Annotated in this window: 12 protein-coding genes; 10 read left to right on the forward strand and 2 right to left on the reverse strand. The window is 37.0% G+C overall.

Features of this window, described 5'->3' with window-relative positions:
* The 5 genes from H4J52_RS03115 to envZ all read left to right on the forward strand — a co-directional run.
* Positions 1-98 (forward strand): hypothetical protein (locus H4J52_RS03115; RefSeq protein ID WP_220460028.1); only part of this gene is annotated, 98 nt, incomplete at its 5' end.
* Positions 99-873: 775 nt separating this feature from the next.
* Positions 874-1,011 carry a hypothetical protein gene (locus H4J52_RS03120; RefSeq protein WP_182224218.1) on the forward strand — a complete coding sequence of 46 codons (138 nt, stop codon included), beginning with the start codon at positions 874-876 and terminating at the stop codon, positions 1,009-1,011.
* Positions 1,012-1,321: 310 nt separating this feature from the next.
* Positions 1,322-1,846: a hypothetical protein gene (locus H4J52_RS03125; protein WP_182224219.1), complete on the forward strand. Its 525-nt coding sequence runs from the start codon at positions 1,322-1,324 to the stop codon at positions 1,844-1,846.
* A 622-nt stretch (positions 1,847-2,468) separates the two neighbouring features.
* The gene (ompR, locus tag H4J52_RS03130; protein ID WP_182178926.1) at positions 2,469-3,197 is read left to right on the forward strand and encodes a two-component system response regulator OmpR; all 729 of its coding nucleotides are present in this window, start codon (positions 2,469-2,471) and stop codon (positions 3,195-3,197) included.
* A gap of 55 nt (positions 3,198-3,252) precedes the next feature.
* A complete protein-coding gene (gene envZ, locus H4J52_RS03135; protein ID WP_182224220.1) occupies positions 3,253-4,548 on the forward strand; it encodes a two-component system sensor histidine kinase EnvZ in 1,296 nt (431 codons plus the stop codon).
* A gap of 332 nt (positions 4,549-4,880) precedes the next feature.
* Here the strand turns inward: envZ and pckA are convergent, their stop codons facing one another.
* Positions 4,881-6,491 (reverse strand): phosphoenolpyruvate carboxykinase (ATP), encoded by a 1,611-nt coding sequence (gene pckA / locus H4J52_RS03140; RefSeq protein ID WP_182178935.1) that lies wholly within the window; start codon positions 6,489-6,491, stop codon positions 4,881-4,883.
* A gap of 474 nt (positions 6,492-6,965) precedes the next feature.
* Positions 6,966-9,563, reverse strand: coding sequence for a penicillin-binding protein 1A (locus H4J52_RS03145; protein WP_182178937.1), 2,598 nt, complete (start codon positions 9,561-9,563; stop codon positions 6,966-6,968).
* Positions 9,564-9,748: 185 nt separating this feature from the next.
* On the opposite strand from H4J52_RS03145, the gene H4J52_RS03150 reads away from it, so the two are divergent.
* Genes H4J52_RS03150 through H4J52_RS03170 form a run of 5 tightly spaced genes read left to right on the forward strand, consistent with a single transcriptional unit; the run spans position 9,749 to position 14,604 of the window.
* Positions 9,749-10,828 carry a pilus assembly protein PilM gene (locus tag H4J52_RS03150; protein ID WP_182224221.1) on the forward strand — a complete coding sequence of 360 codons (1,080 nt, stop codon included), beginning with the start codon at positions 9,749-9,751 and terminating at the stop codon, positions 10,826-10,828.
* Positions 10,816-11,406, forward strand: a complete 591-nt coding sequence (locus H4J52_RS03155; protein ID WP_182178941.1) for a PilN domain-containing protein — start codon at positions 10,816-10,818, stop codon at positions 11,404-11,406. Before H4J52_RS03150 ends, H4J52_RS03155 begins: the two co-directional genes overlap by 13 nt.
* Positions 11,403-12,011, forward strand: a complete 609-nt coding sequence (locus H4J52_RS03160) for a type 4a pilus biogenesis protein PilO (RefSeq protein WP_182178943.1) — start codon at positions 11,403-11,405, stop codon at positions 12,009-12,011. Before H4J52_RS03155 ends, H4J52_RS03160 begins: the two co-directional genes overlap by 4 nt.
* Positions 12,008-12,547, forward strand: coding sequence for a pilus assembly protein PilP (locus tag H4J52_RS03165; protein ID WP_182178945.1), 540 nt, complete (start codon positions 12,008-12,010; stop codon positions 12,545-12,547). Before H4J52_RS03160 ends, H4J52_RS03165 begins: the two co-directional genes overlap by 4 nt.
* Entirely contained in the window at positions 12,547-14,604 is a 2,058-nt protein-coding gene (locus H4J52_RS03170; RefSeq protein WP_259366533.1) for a type IV pilus secretin PilQ, read from the forward strand. Before H4J52_RS03165 ends, H4J52_RS03170 begins: the two co-directional genes overlap by 1 nt.
* The last annotated feature ends 48 nt before the right edge of the window (positions 14,605-14,652 follow it).

The following is a 14,652-nucleotide window of genomic DNA, read 5'->3' on the forward strand; positions in this document are numbered from 1 at the left end:
TTATCAACCCAGTAGCGATGGACGAAGGTTTACGCTTCGCTATCCGTGAAGGTGGTCGTACAGTTGGTGCTGGTGTTGTATCTAAAATCATTGACTAGTTCCTGATTTTAGTTCTCACGAGAACTCAAGAAAAGACGCTTAGGCGTCTTTTTTTATCTCTAAATTTTAGCAAAACAGTCAACGTTACTAACACAGAGCAGGTGTTGTATCGCTGTACCTAAAAGAGGCATTGTATGATTGCTGATTTTAGTGCTCACGAGAATTCAAGAAAAGACGCTTAGGCGTCTTTTTTTATCTCTAAATTTTAGCAAAACAGTCAACGTTACTAACACAGAACAGGTGTTGTATCGCTGTACCTAAAAGAGGCATTGTATGATTGCTGATTTTAGTTTTCACGAGAATTCAAGAAAAGACGCTTAGGCGTCTTTTTTATCTCTAAATTTTAGCAAAACAGTCAACGTTACTAACACAGAGCAGGTTATTTCTACAGAGTAAATATCACCGTATCTTTATAGATATGTGACTGCATATAATGATTGATATTACCAATCACCAAATGAGATTGATCACTTTTGCCACATTGCTGACCTTTCATATAAACTAAAATTTGCATTTTAAGGACGTCTTTTTGCCAAGAGCGGACTGTAGGGATTTATATTAATAATTATTTAGTCAAAAGTACTTTTGACCTAGTAATAAAGCTTTTATCTCAGCGTCTTTAACTAGCTTTTATAATTCACCCGATTTCTGTAGTTCCTTAATTTTACTTGATACACGATGGCTTACTTCTTGTTTATTATCATTTATATTGTTGTTTACACTAATTCAGATTTGGCTTTACGTTTAACAGAATTCGACTGTAAAGTTGGTAAAATGAGAGGTATAAATGTATTTGAAATGTTATATGCGACAAAGGGGTTTGGCGGCATATATATTCAGGCCAATTATGGTCATATTCATTTAGACAAAGAAAAAGTTGCTGAAATTATAGGGGAAAAAATAGAACAATAAGAGGCAGGATCTACAGTCTTACGTCAGCCGCTACACTGGCTTTACCCATACAAAATATAATCCAAACTTTGTTTTTACAATTTGCACGTAATGACCGCTCAGTGGCAATAGGGAATTTTATCGAAACGTCTCAATCTCATTTTTGTTCTCAAAATTTCACTAGTTATGTCTATTTACACTAACTCATAAGTTGTCGAATCTGGAAAAAAATAACGATAACTTTATACGAAAAGTTTATGAATATTTGCAAAAATTTAGTTACAAGGCATAATCAATTAATCGAAAAATACCTATTAAATAAGGATGTTGTATGGTTCGTAAAATTTTACTGTCTTGTTTAGGTTTGTTTCTCTTAGGCTTGTTGTCATTTAAATTTATATCAAAAGATGTGAAGTTTGTCCCTGACTCATTTGTTGTTCCTTTGGGAAAGGCAACTTCTAACTTTAGTTTTGTTAAAGTTAGTCCTCAATTTACAAAACTCGACTTTGAGGCTTTAATGTCTGCAAAGGAGTTTATTCGGGAGCAGTTAAATAGTGAGTGGCCTTCTGATGAATTTACGTTAAAGGAAAACACAGAGTCTTTAGTTGGTGATTTAACCGCATTTAATGAGAGGGAGAATTTTACTTTTCATATATTCGATGCAGAAAAAAAATTAATAGGATGCTTTTATATCAGTCAAACATATGATGAGGATAGTGATGCTGCTGTCTTTATATGGGTTATAAAGGAATTTTTATCTACTCCACAATTTGAAGAGATTAAGGACGATATTCACGGATGGATTTCAACAAGTTGGCCTTTTAATAACGTAGATTATTCATTAAACAAAAGCTAATAAGAAAATAAATAATAATATGTAACGGTGGCTACGTTTTGTTACTAATTTTAGCGACCGTTAATTAGCCTGTTTTTTGGGTGTTACCGATACAAAACCTAATCCGAAGTGTTGATTGTCTTTAAAACTAATGTCTCGAATGTGGCATTAGTGAATATCATAAAAATGCTTCAATCTCATTTTGTGTCTGAAAATCACATTAGTCATGTCTATTCACGTATTATTTTCTGTGATCAACACATACTCAGATATTTGTTCTTATGGTAAAAATACCAAAACATTAAAGTTATGGCTCTATTTAACTAGAACCATAACATTAAGTCCTCTGAACCATATCAATGAAGGTCGAAATAGCTAGAAACAAAATGACCTCACTAAAAGCCCTTCAAACCCCAGTATTTTTAGTCATTGAGTTCAAAAAACAATTATCAGCCTTTTATTTGTACGAACTTCACTCTATTGGAACTTTTAAGTGGTACTGAAAACATCAATCTCCTTATACCTGTAAAAAGGCAAATTTCATAAATTGTAACAAATACCTTTACTTTAATTCTTAACAGCAGCTTTATTATTACTTTTTTTAGATTATAGTAAACGCGAGAATATTATAGGATGAAAACCCATGAGTAATGAAACTAAAAAAATATTAGTAGTTGATGATGATATGCGCCTTCGAGCGCTGCTAGAGCGATATTTAGTTGAACAAGGTTTTGTTGTACGTACCGCGGCAAGCTCAGAGCAAATGGATCGTTTACTCGAGAGAGAAAACTTCCACCTGTTAGTATTAGACCTGATGTTACCCGGTGAAGACGGCTTATCTATTTGTCGTCGCTTACGCCAACAATCTAATGATATGCCAATTGTGATGTTAACCGCAAAAGGTGATGAAGTGGATCGTATTATTGGCTTGGAACTGGGGGCGGATGATTACATGCCTAAACCGTTTAACCCTAGAGAATTATTAGCTCGCATTAAAGCGGTCTTAAGACGAAGAGTTCAAGAGGCACCAGGTGCGCCATCACAAGAAGAAAATATTGTTTCGTTTGGCGAGTATCAGCTAAACCTTGCAACAAGAGAAATGGTAAAAGGCGATATCAATATGCCATTAACCAGTGGTGAATTCGCTGTTTTAAAAGCACTTATTACACACCCTAGAGAGCCTCTCTCTCGTGACAAATTGATGAACTTAGCACGTGGCAGAGATTATTCAGCATTAGAGCGTAGTATTGACGTACAGGTTTCACGTTTAAGAAGAATGCTGGAAGTAGACCCCGCTAAACCTCGTTATATTCAAACCGTTTGGGGCTTAGGTTACGTTTTTGTTCCTGAGGGTAAAGATGTTGCTCAATAATTTTAATATTGATAAACACTTCATATAACGTAATGTCAAACGATGGATGTAAGCCATGAGAATATTACCACGTAGTGCTTTTGGGCAAACCGTTCTGCTGATCGGTTTTTTACTCTTGATTAATCAAGTTGTTTCTTGGGTATCTATGGTTTATTACATCATCCAACCTAATACTCAGCTAACTAATGAGTTGTTAGCAAAACAAGTACGGGTTGTGCTTATTGATATTGATGATGATCTGCTTAGAAAGGCATTTTCAAGATCATTTCAAGAAAAAACGGGTATTGAAGTTTATCGTGAAAGTGACGCATTATCGTCAGGGCTGGCAGAAGCTACCTATCTTGCACATCGCTCTAAAGAGATGTCAAAATTACTTGATGGCGATGCTGAACTGAGACTTACCCAAGGAGGGGAGCAATATATATTCTGGATAAGGCCTCCGCAATCACCACATTATTGGATCAGGATTCCCCTTTCAGGTCTAGAAGAAGCAAACTTTTCTCCGCTTACTGTGGTGTTAATTTTTCTTGGCTTGCTCAGTGTTATTGGTGGCTGGTTATTTGTCAGGCAAATAAATAGCCCCTTAAAAGCACTACAAAAAGCTGCCGAAGATGTTGGTCGTGGTGAATTTCCTCAACCGTTAGCTGAACAAGGTACTACTGAAATTGTTGCGGTAACTCAAGCTTTTAATCATATGTCTCGAGGTATAAAACAGCTTGAAGACGATCGTAACTTATTGATGGCCGGAATTTCTCATGATTTACGCACGCCATTAACCAGAATTCGCCTTGCGGCGGAGATGATGTCAACACAAGATGAGTTTTTAAAAGAGGGTATCGAAGGCGATATTGATGATATGAACAGTATTATTGATCAGTTTATCGATTACATTCGCCATAACAGTAAAGATAAGCCTGAGCTTTGCGATCTTAATCATTTAATTAATGATGTTATGCAAACGGAGATGATTTCTGGTCGCCAGATAAAGTTTTTGGAACAAGAGTTACCTGAAATACCGCTGCGTTTTGTCGCAATGAAAAGGGCTGTTGCCAATATTATACAAAATGCTTTACGCTACTCTGATGGTGATATTGAGATTACTACGGGAATTTCAGATAATAAACAGTCTGTTTATTTTTGTGTGTGTGATTCCGGTCCGGGTATTCTTGAAGAAGATATAGAACGTTTATTTCAACCTTTTACTCAAGGAGATATAGCGCGAGGCACAGAAGGAAGTGGTTTAGGCTTAGCAATAATAAAGAAAATTGTGAACACTCATGGTGGGCACGTTCATTTAACTAACCGTGAAGAAGGTGGTTTGTCTGCAAAAGTTTTATTACCGATTAAGTAAATTTTATTATCGTATTACTTTTAGCTTAACCTCCTCGTTATCTCGGTAACTGTTCATCCCTGCAGTCATGGCACCGCGTTATACCGTTGACGTGCAAGGATGCCTAAGAATGGCCATCCTGAACATGGTCACTCTTTCACATCCATGTGATCGTGACATACCGTTCATCCTGAACATGGTCACTCTTTCACATCCATGTGATCGTGACATACCGTTCATCCTGAACATGGTCACTCTTTCACATCCATGTGATCGTGACATACCGTTCATCCTGAACATAAAAAAGCCGCTAAACGGTAACGTTTAGCGGCTTTTTATTTATAACGTAAAAGTTATAGCTGAGGTCCGGCATCGACTAATGACTTACCATTGTCAGTATCGGTAAACTTATTAAAGTTATTAACAAAGCGTTTAGCTAAATCTACTGCTTTAATGTCCCATTCTTCTTTATCCGTATAAGTATCGCGAGGGTCAAGTATATCACCTTCAACACCGTCAACTTTCGTTGGGATTTCTAAATTGAATAAAGGTAAAACAGTCGTTTCAGCGCTATCTATTGAGCCATCTAAAATAGAATCAATAATTGCACGTGTGGCTTTTATTGAGATACGCTTGCCTGTGCCATTCCAGCCAGTGTTCACTAAGTAAGCTTCAGCGCCTACAGCTTGCATACGTTTGCGTAAAACTTCAGCATACTGTGTTGGGTGCAAGCTTAGGAATGCTGCACCAAAACAACTCGAAAATGTTGGGGTAGGCTTGGTAATACCACGCTCGGTTCCCGCTAGTTTTGCTGTAAAACCAGACAAGAAGTAATATTCAGTTTGGGCTGGCGTTAATTTTGAAACAGGTGGTAAAACACCAAAAGCGTCGGCAGTTAAGAAAATAACTTTTTTCGCATGGCCCGCACGAGAAATTGGTTTAACAATATTCTCTATGTGATCAATGGGGTATGAAACACGCGTGTTTTCAGTTTTAGAGTTATCGTCGAAATCAATTTTACCATTTGAATCAACAGTAACATTTTCTAATAGTGCATTACGACGGATAGCATTGTATATATCAGGTTCATTTTCTTTACTTAAATTGATTGTTTTAGCATAACAACCACCTTCAAAGTTGAAAACACCATTATCATCCCAACCATGTTCGTCATCGCCAATAAGCTGACGTTTAGGGTCAGTAGACAGTGTAGTTTTACCTGTGCCTGACAAGCCAAAAAATACCGCAACATCGCCATCTTCGCCAACGTTAGCACTACAATGCATTGAAGCTATGCCTTTTAAAGGGAGTAGGTAGTTCATCATTGAGAACATACCTTTTTTCATTTCTCCGCCGTACCAAGTACCGCCGATTAATTGAATTTTTTCAGTTAGGTTAAAGGCAACAAAGTTCTCAGAGTTAAGCCCTTGTTCTTGCCACTTATCATTCGTTGTTTTAGCGCCATTCATTACGATGAAGTCTGGTTCGTAATCTTTCAACTCTTCATCCGAAGGGCGAATAAACATGTTTTTAACAAAGTGAGCTTGCCACGCAACCTGAGTGATAAAGCGAACTTTTAAACGGGTATCGGCATTTGCACCACAGTAGGTATCAACAACAAATAAGCGTTGCTTAGAAAGCTGAGTTGTCACTAAAGTCTTTAAATGATCCCAAGTTTCTTGCGTCATTGGTTTGTTATCATTCTTACCTTGATCAGACCACCAAACAGTATCACGACTTGTATCATCGCGAACAATGTACTTATCTTTAGGTGAACGACCAGTAAAAATACCGGTATCGACATTAACCGCGCCAAGCTCGGTTTCTACGCCTTTATCAAAACCTGTAAGATCAGACTTTGTTTCTTCAGCAAAGAGTAACTCGTAAGAAGGATTGTAAACAACCTCGGCAACATCATTGATGCCATATACAGATAAATCAATTGAGCTTTCTAAAGAAGCCATAGCGAATACTCTCCTAAAAGTATGATGGTGAACATTTATTTATTAAACATGTTTGAGAACGCAATTTTAGGCGATTATTAGGCAAAACGAAAGTAAAATTTCTTTCGTTGTGAAAGTTTTCATTATAACTTTCATTTATAGTAGGGGGGAGGAGATAAATGTGAATAAATATTTAGGGATGAATATTTTATGTTATAATATTTTTTGTTGAATTTAGTTCTTTTATTACAATTGGTTAGTTGAAGTGTTGATATTTAATCGTTCTATAATAGCTTTTATATTATGCAGTTAATTTACTTAACATAAAGTAGGATTTATTTTCATAAAAGAGATAAAAAGATCAATTAAATGTTTTGTTACGTAAGAAAATATTCGCAAATGAAAGTTATACAGCAAAATAAAAAAATTAATGCACAATAATTACATAAATTAAGTCAACACATTAACTATATTGCTAGGTAATGTGTTGTTAAATTAAAAAATGTCACTGTTACTGCTTTCATCAAGAGAATGTGAGCCGTCGAGTATTTCACTACTGTTGTCTTGTGTTACCGATTCGGTTGGTGCAGTACCAAACTGAAAATATTCGAAAAAGCTAGATTTATCGGTTTTATTAGTAAGTTTACCCGTACTTTTATCAATGCGTACCGAGACGATATCAACGGGTTGAACAAAAGGTTCTTCTGGGTAATCAACCAAGGCAACTTCCATAAACTTTATCCATGCTGGTTGTGCCGATTTTGCACCTGCTTCTCCGCCAGTAACTTGATTTTTATCAAGATTACTATTATAACGAGTTCTCCCTAAGTTTCTTCCTGGATTGTCAAAGCCAACCCAAGATGTTGTAACTAACCGACGGCTGAAGCCAGAAAACCATGCATCTTTTGATTCATTGGTTGTACCTGTTTTTCCTGCAATATCATGTCGCTTTAATGATTGGGCTCGATAGCCTGTTCCTTGCCAATAGGGTTTCATTCGCCAGTCTGAACCCCAAATTGCTGCATTTAATGCTTGTGTAACCAAGAACGCATTCTGTGGGCTTATTACTCGCGCCGCTTTGATAAGCGGGAGTGGCTCTTTCTTGGGTGATATGGCAAAAGCCTTCAAAGTGGGAGCAATACCTTGTTTAGTATTGTCTACTAGACAATATTCACAGGCAATAGCAGGATTCGCTTGGAAAAGCACTTTGCCAAAAGAATCTTCAATTCTGTCAATTAAATAAGGTTTAATTAAAAACCCACCGTTGGCAAAGGTCGCGAATCCAGTGGCCACTTCTAGCGGTGTTAAAGATGCCGAGCCCAGTGCTAACGATTCGTTACGGGGTAATTCATTGGGTACAAAACCAAAAGCAGCTAGATGAGGAATTATTTTGTCTAATCCAACAGCTCTTAATAGTCGCACGGCAATAACATTTTTAGATTGTGCTAACGCTAATCGAACACGAATATCACCATTATAGATTGGTGGCGAATTCTCTGGACGCCAAACAACACCTGTACTTTTATCCCATTGATTGATAGGAGCATCATTAACCAATGTTGCTAACGTAAACCCATTGTCTAAAGCAGCAGAATAAATAAAAGGTTTGATATTAGAACCTACTTGGCGTTTTGCTTGCGTTACTCGGTTAAATTGGCTTTGTTGAAAGCTAAATCCGCCAATAGCCGCTTTTATTGCGCCATTATCGGTTGATAAAGAAATTAAAGCAGAGCTAACTTCTGGTAGCTGGCTTAATGTAAAACCTTGTGTCGTTTTAATAACAAATACCATATCTGCATAATGTAATATATCGCTGGCAATTTTAGGTGCTGCTCCTTGTTTTTCATCATTGATAAATTCGCGTGCCCATGACATACCTTGCCAAAAAATTTCACCCTCTTGCAACGTTACACGAGAATTTTTCTCAGCGCCCAAAAACTTAATCTTTGCTGACTGTTCTGAAACGCTAATAATCACGGCTGGGACTAATGTTTGATAATTTTTTACTTTTTTAAGTGCTTGGAAAACTTCATCATCGCTGAGTTCATAGTTCTGATCTGCCGAGTTGATAAGGTTTCGGTTGGCATTAGCAATGTTTTTTTCGTTATCACTCATGTCGGATCGTAAAGAAAGAACTGCACCTCGATAACCATGGCGTTGATCATAAGCAAGTAGATTATCTACCACTGCTTTTTTTGCTGCATTTTGTAACGTTGAATTCACGGTTAAGTAAACATTATAGCCACCGGTATAAGCGAGTTCCTTACCGTAGAGATCTATCATCTCTTGATGTGCCATTTCTGCAATGTAAGGTGCATTTAATTCGATTTTTGCACTATGTCTTTTACCGGTAATAGGCGCTTGGTTTACCTTTGATAACTCAGCCAAGTTGATATATCCTGCGCTATACATACGCTGTAAAACAATGCCACGGTTAGCCTTTGCATTCTTGGGAGACCTTATGGGATTCAAGTTAGAAGGCGCTTTAGGCAAGCCAGCAAGAACAGCTATTTGCGCTAGGGTAAGGTCTTTAACATCCTTACCGTAATAAACTTGTGCTGCTGCGCCAAAACCAAAACTGCGATGCCCCAGTGGAATTTTGTTCATATATAGGGCGAGTATCTCATCTTTTGTCAGTAAGCTTTCAATATGAAAAGATAAAAATATTTCGCGAATTTTTCGCGTGTAAGTCACCTCACGTGACAAGAAAAAGTTTCGGGCAACTTGCATCGTAATGGTACTGGCTCCCCCTTTATTTTTCCCCATAAGCTTGCCTAAAACTGCTCTCCCTATTCCAATGGGGTCAACACCAAAATGTAGGTAAAAACGGTCGTCTTCACTGGCTAAAATAGCATTGATAAGTTGCTGCGGAAATTCGTTAAGCGTTAGTGGGATACGTTTTTTTTCGCCAAATTGATTGATTAGCTTATTATCTGCACTAAAAATTTGCATAGGCGTTTGCCATTGCATGTCTTTTAGCGATTCCACATTGGGCAATTCACTGCGCATTGATAAATATAAAGCAACTAAAGATAAACAAGCTAATAATGTAAAAATTAGCCCGACTTTTATGAGACGTTTCAATAAATGCACTAAATTATTCTCTCAATATTGGACAAAAAAACGATTAATAACGCTAGTATATCCTGTAAAAGCATGTAATAAATGTATTTATCCCAAGTTTGTGCCTAATATATAGCAATACAATTAAGATTATTTTAATTTATTTATTTATTTGGTGTTGTTATTGGTAAATTTATTCATATTAGTAGGATGTTATGCTCAGTAATTTTTTAAAAAAAAATACATCTTTGATACTTGGTATTGATATTGGTTCTCATGCAATAAAAGCGGTTTTGCTCGGTCAAGGTGATAATGGATATATTCTCGAAGCATTAGCAACAGAAGTTATGCCTCGTGGGGCTATTATTGACCGAGAAATCCAAGATATTGATGCTGTTGGCAAAGTTGTCGCTAAAATAAGAAAAGAGATTACCTCTTCAGTGAAGTTAGCTGCGGCGGCAGTTTCTGGACAAACAGTTATCACTAAAGTTATCTATATGGATGTTAATTTGTCTGAGTACGAACTTGCCAGTCAAATTGAAATTGAAGCGGACAGTTTAATTCCCTACCCTTTAGATGAAGTTAGCTTAGACTTCGAAAAACTTGATATTAATGAGGCCGATCCCTCCAAGGTTAATGTTTTATTAAGTGCGGCACGTACTGAGTCAGTAGAAGCGAGAGTTGCTGCTTTAGAGTTAGGAGGATTTCAAACTAAAGTGATTGATGTAGAGTCATATGCAGTGAGTCGGGCTTATGATCTTAGTCTGTCGCAATTGCCTGATGATGCAAAAGATAAAATTGTTGCTATTGTTGATGTGGGAGCCGTGATGACACTCTTTTCTGTCACGGATGCGGGAACGCATATTTATAGCCGTGATCAACTCTTTGGTGGCGAGCAATATACCCGTTCAATTGTCTCTTATTACAATCTAACATTTGAAGAAGCGGAACACGCAAAAATAACTAATGACTTACCACCTAATTATACCTTTGAAGTTTTAGGGCCCTTTCATACCATTTTTACTCAGCAAATTCGTCGGGCAATTCAAATGTTTTTAACCTCCAGTGGTAAAAATAAAATAGATTATCTTATTGTTTCTGGTGGCAGTGCTAATGTAGAAGGTCTCGAAGCACTGCTAACTGAAGAGCTAGGCATTCATACCTTTATCGCCAACCCATTTAAATCGATGTCTGTTATAAAAAGTATTGATCAAGAAATGCTCGATAAAACCGCTGCTCAATACATGGTGGCAGCAGGTTTAGCATTGAGGAGCTTTGTGCCATGGCATTTATAAATTTACTCCCATGGCGTGAAGAAGCCGAGAAAGCTAAACAACGTGAATATTTCACATTATTGACGGTTGTTGCCGTTGTCGCTTTCGCGTTAGTCTTCGCGGTTAGCCAATTTTATCAAATGCGTGTAGATGGTCAAAACTCACGGAATCAGTTTTTAAAAACTGAAATTAAACTTTTAGATGCACGTATTATAAAAATCAAAAATTTAAAAGAAAAGAAAAAAGAGTTACAAAAAAGAACTGAAGTGGTGGAACAGCTTCAGAGAAGCAGAAATGTTGGTACACAAGTACTTGATGAAATAGCAAAAATAGTACCAACAGGTGTTTATTTAACACGTTTAGAGAAACAAGGTAATAGCATTAAAATTATTGGAAAAAGTGAGTCAAATAACCATTTAGCGAATATGATTCGAGAAATAGAAAGCTCGCTGTTATTTACTGATGCCATTCTAGAATCTATTACCACCAATGAAGCAAACAACAAACTCCTTAGTGACTTTAAAATGCGTGTGCGTATTAAAGGTTTATTAAATAGCATAGAAGACGGGAAAACGGTCAATGACGGAGATAAATCATGAACATAGATTTAACTCAATTCTTTGAACAATTTGAAGGTTTAGAAGCCGACAATATTGGGCAATGGCCAAAAGCCGCGAAGATAACCTTGGCTATTTTTATAGCGTTAGTGGTTTTGGCGCTAGGATATTTCCTATTAATAAATAGTAAAATAACCACACTTGACAATTATGTGGCAGAAGAAGTCTCACTAAAACGCCAATATCAAATAAAATATCATGTGGCTGCTAATCTAGAATTATTTGAACAACAAATGATAGAAGCAGAGGCCTTATTCGCCAATCAATTAAGGCGTTTACCTGAAAGTCATGAAACGCCAGGTTTACTTGACGATATAACTTTTGTAGGGACAACAAGTGGGTTGAAGTTTGTGAAACTCAATTGGCAGCCAGAGATAGCACGTGAAATTTATATTGAGCTTCCTATTGATATTGAAGTGGTGGGTTCGTACCATGAGTTTGGTAATTTTGTTAGTAAAATAGCAGGGTTACCTCGCATTGTTACTTTGCATGATTTTGACGTACATATAAATAAAATGGCCAATGGTTTACTGAGTTTAAAACTACAGGCAAAAACTTATCGTTATAGAGAGGCTGAAGAAAAATGAAAAAATCAGCATTACTTATAATGGTTCTTATTGGTGCGAGTGGCTGTTTTGATGATACGAGTGATTTAAGGACTCATATCACTACAGTGCAATCAAAGACGCTAAATGTCATTGAGGCAATGCCAGCCATATCAACGTTTGGTCACTTTGATTATTCAGCTCAAGCATTAAGAAGCCCATTTGATAAACCAGAAGCTGAAGCTATTCAGCAGAAGATTCAACAGATGTCGGGCTGTTTAAGTCCGGATCCTCGTCGACGCAAGCAACCCCTGGAAAAGTATCCACTGAGTAATTTATCAATGCGAGGCACTTTAGGTGAACAAGATGTTATTTGGGCGCTTGTAGAAGCTTCTGATGCAACATTACATAGAGTCGCGGTCGGTAGTTACTTAGGACTGAATAATGGTCATATTACGACGGTTAGTCCATTTGATGTTAAAGTTATCGAGTTAATTTCTGATGGCGCAGGTTGTTGGGTAGAACGAGAAACGACGATTAAAATGATCAAATCAGGTACAGAGGGGCAAGAGAAGTAATGTTGCTATTTAATAAAATGAAAAGTCACCACTTAATTCCATTGGCGATAACCCGAAGTGTTGTCGCTGTAATTATGCTTTATTCGTTTGCTATTTCAGCATGGTCTAGTGATCTCATTGGTATCAAATATAACACTTTACAAAATGACGAAATACAATTGCAGTTTGAATTGACAAAAGAAATTGTCAACCCACCTGAAATGAAAACGGTGATGAATCCTGCTCAAATTAAAATCACTTTTGATGCTGATAATTTCAATAAAAACTTACTAAAAACCTCTGTTGAACATGCGGGTGTTAGCCATATTAGTGTTCAAAGACTCGCTGGCAAAGTTGTTGCAACCGTGCATTTAGATCAACTTTCTGTTTTCGATATTCAACAAAATGGAAATTTATTTTCGTTAATTCTGAATAAAGCTATTGGTGATTCTCCGGTTACTCAGGTAAACCCATTAGGCCATAACTTCATTAATAACATTGATTCGATAGACTTTCGTAAGGGTGATAATGACGAAGCACAAATACTTGTTTACCTTGATGATAGTATGGTTGCCGTTGATGTCACTGATAAACTTGGCAAATTGTACATCGAATTTCATAATACACAAATTATCGACGACTTAATTTATAAATTAGATGTTATTGACTTCGGTACCTTAGTCACGGGCATTGAAACGTTTAAAAAAGGGCGCAATGCAAAACTGATTGTAGATATCAATAGTGACTTTACCTTTAAACATCAACAGCTTAATAACGTTTTTTCATTGGTTGTTGTTAAGAATGATAAGGCGCCTGGCTATTTAGAAGAAGATGCTGACTTTAGTGGACGAGCTATTTCTTTGAATTTTCAAGATATTTCAGTTAGAACCGTTTTACAAATAATAGCTGATTATAACGGCTTTAATTTAGTCACTAGCGACAGTGTTTCTGGTAATGTGACCTTGCGTTTAGATGGTGTTCCATGGGATCAAGCCCTTGATATTATATTAAAAGTGAAAGGCTTAGATAAGCGCATGGAAGGCAATATATTAATGGTTGCCCCCAGTGATGAACTTTCAGCTCGTGAAGCTCGTGACTTACAAGCAAAACAACAAGTTGCTGAGCTTGCGCCGTTATATTCAGAATATGTACAAGTAAATTATGCCAAAGCAACTGACTTTGCTAACCTCATTAAAAATGATGAAAACAGTATTTTATCAACGCGTGGGAGTGTCAGTGTTGATGAACGAACGAATACCTTATTAATACGTGATACAGCTAAAAGTATTGAAGATATTAAGCGAATGGTAAATGTTTTAGATATCCCTGTACGCCAAGTTATTATAGAAGCGCGTATGGTAACTGTTAAAGACAGTATTAATGAAGAGTTAGGTATACGTTGGGGGGTGACTGATACTGACGGCGAATATGCCGGTTCTGGCTCGTTAGAGGGAGCTAGTTCTGCAGCAAGTGGCTTGGTACCTAATTTAGCTGACCGATTAAATGTTAACTTACCGGTAGCCAATCCTGCGGGAAGTATTGCTTTTCAAGTGGCTCGATTAGCAGATGGCTCTATTCTAGATCTTGAGCTAAGTGCAATGGAGAAAGAAAATAAAGGTGAAATCATTGCGAGTCCACGAATTACTACGGCTAATCAAAAACAGGCCTACATTGAGCAGGGTGTTGAGATCCCTTATCAAGAGGCATCTTCAAGTGGTGCAACGTCAACACAGTTTAAAAAAGCCGTGCTTAGTTTAACTGTTACACCACATATTACACCAGACGATCGTATCATCCTTGATTTAGTTGTTACTCAAGATACGGTATCTGATGTTCAAAATGGTCAAGCACCTGCAATTGACACGCAAAGAATCGGTACACAGGTGTTAGTAAACAATGGTGAAACAATTGTACTCGGTGGTATTTATCAACAAGCAATTATCAGTACCGTATCAAAAGTACCTGTTTTAGGCGATATTCCCTATTTCGGTTGGTTATTTAGAAATAGCAACAACTTTAATGAGAAAAAAGAACTATTAATTTTTGTGACACCGCGCATCGTAACTGAGCGTTTTTAAACAAGTTTGTGAGTTACTGAGTAATTTCATTTTATTTTCGTCTTAGTT

Source organism: Colwellia sp. MB02u-14 (genome assembly GCF_014076915.1).
GTDB lineage: Bacteria > Pseudomonadota > Gammaproteobacteria > Enterobacterales > Alteromonadaceae > Colwellia_A.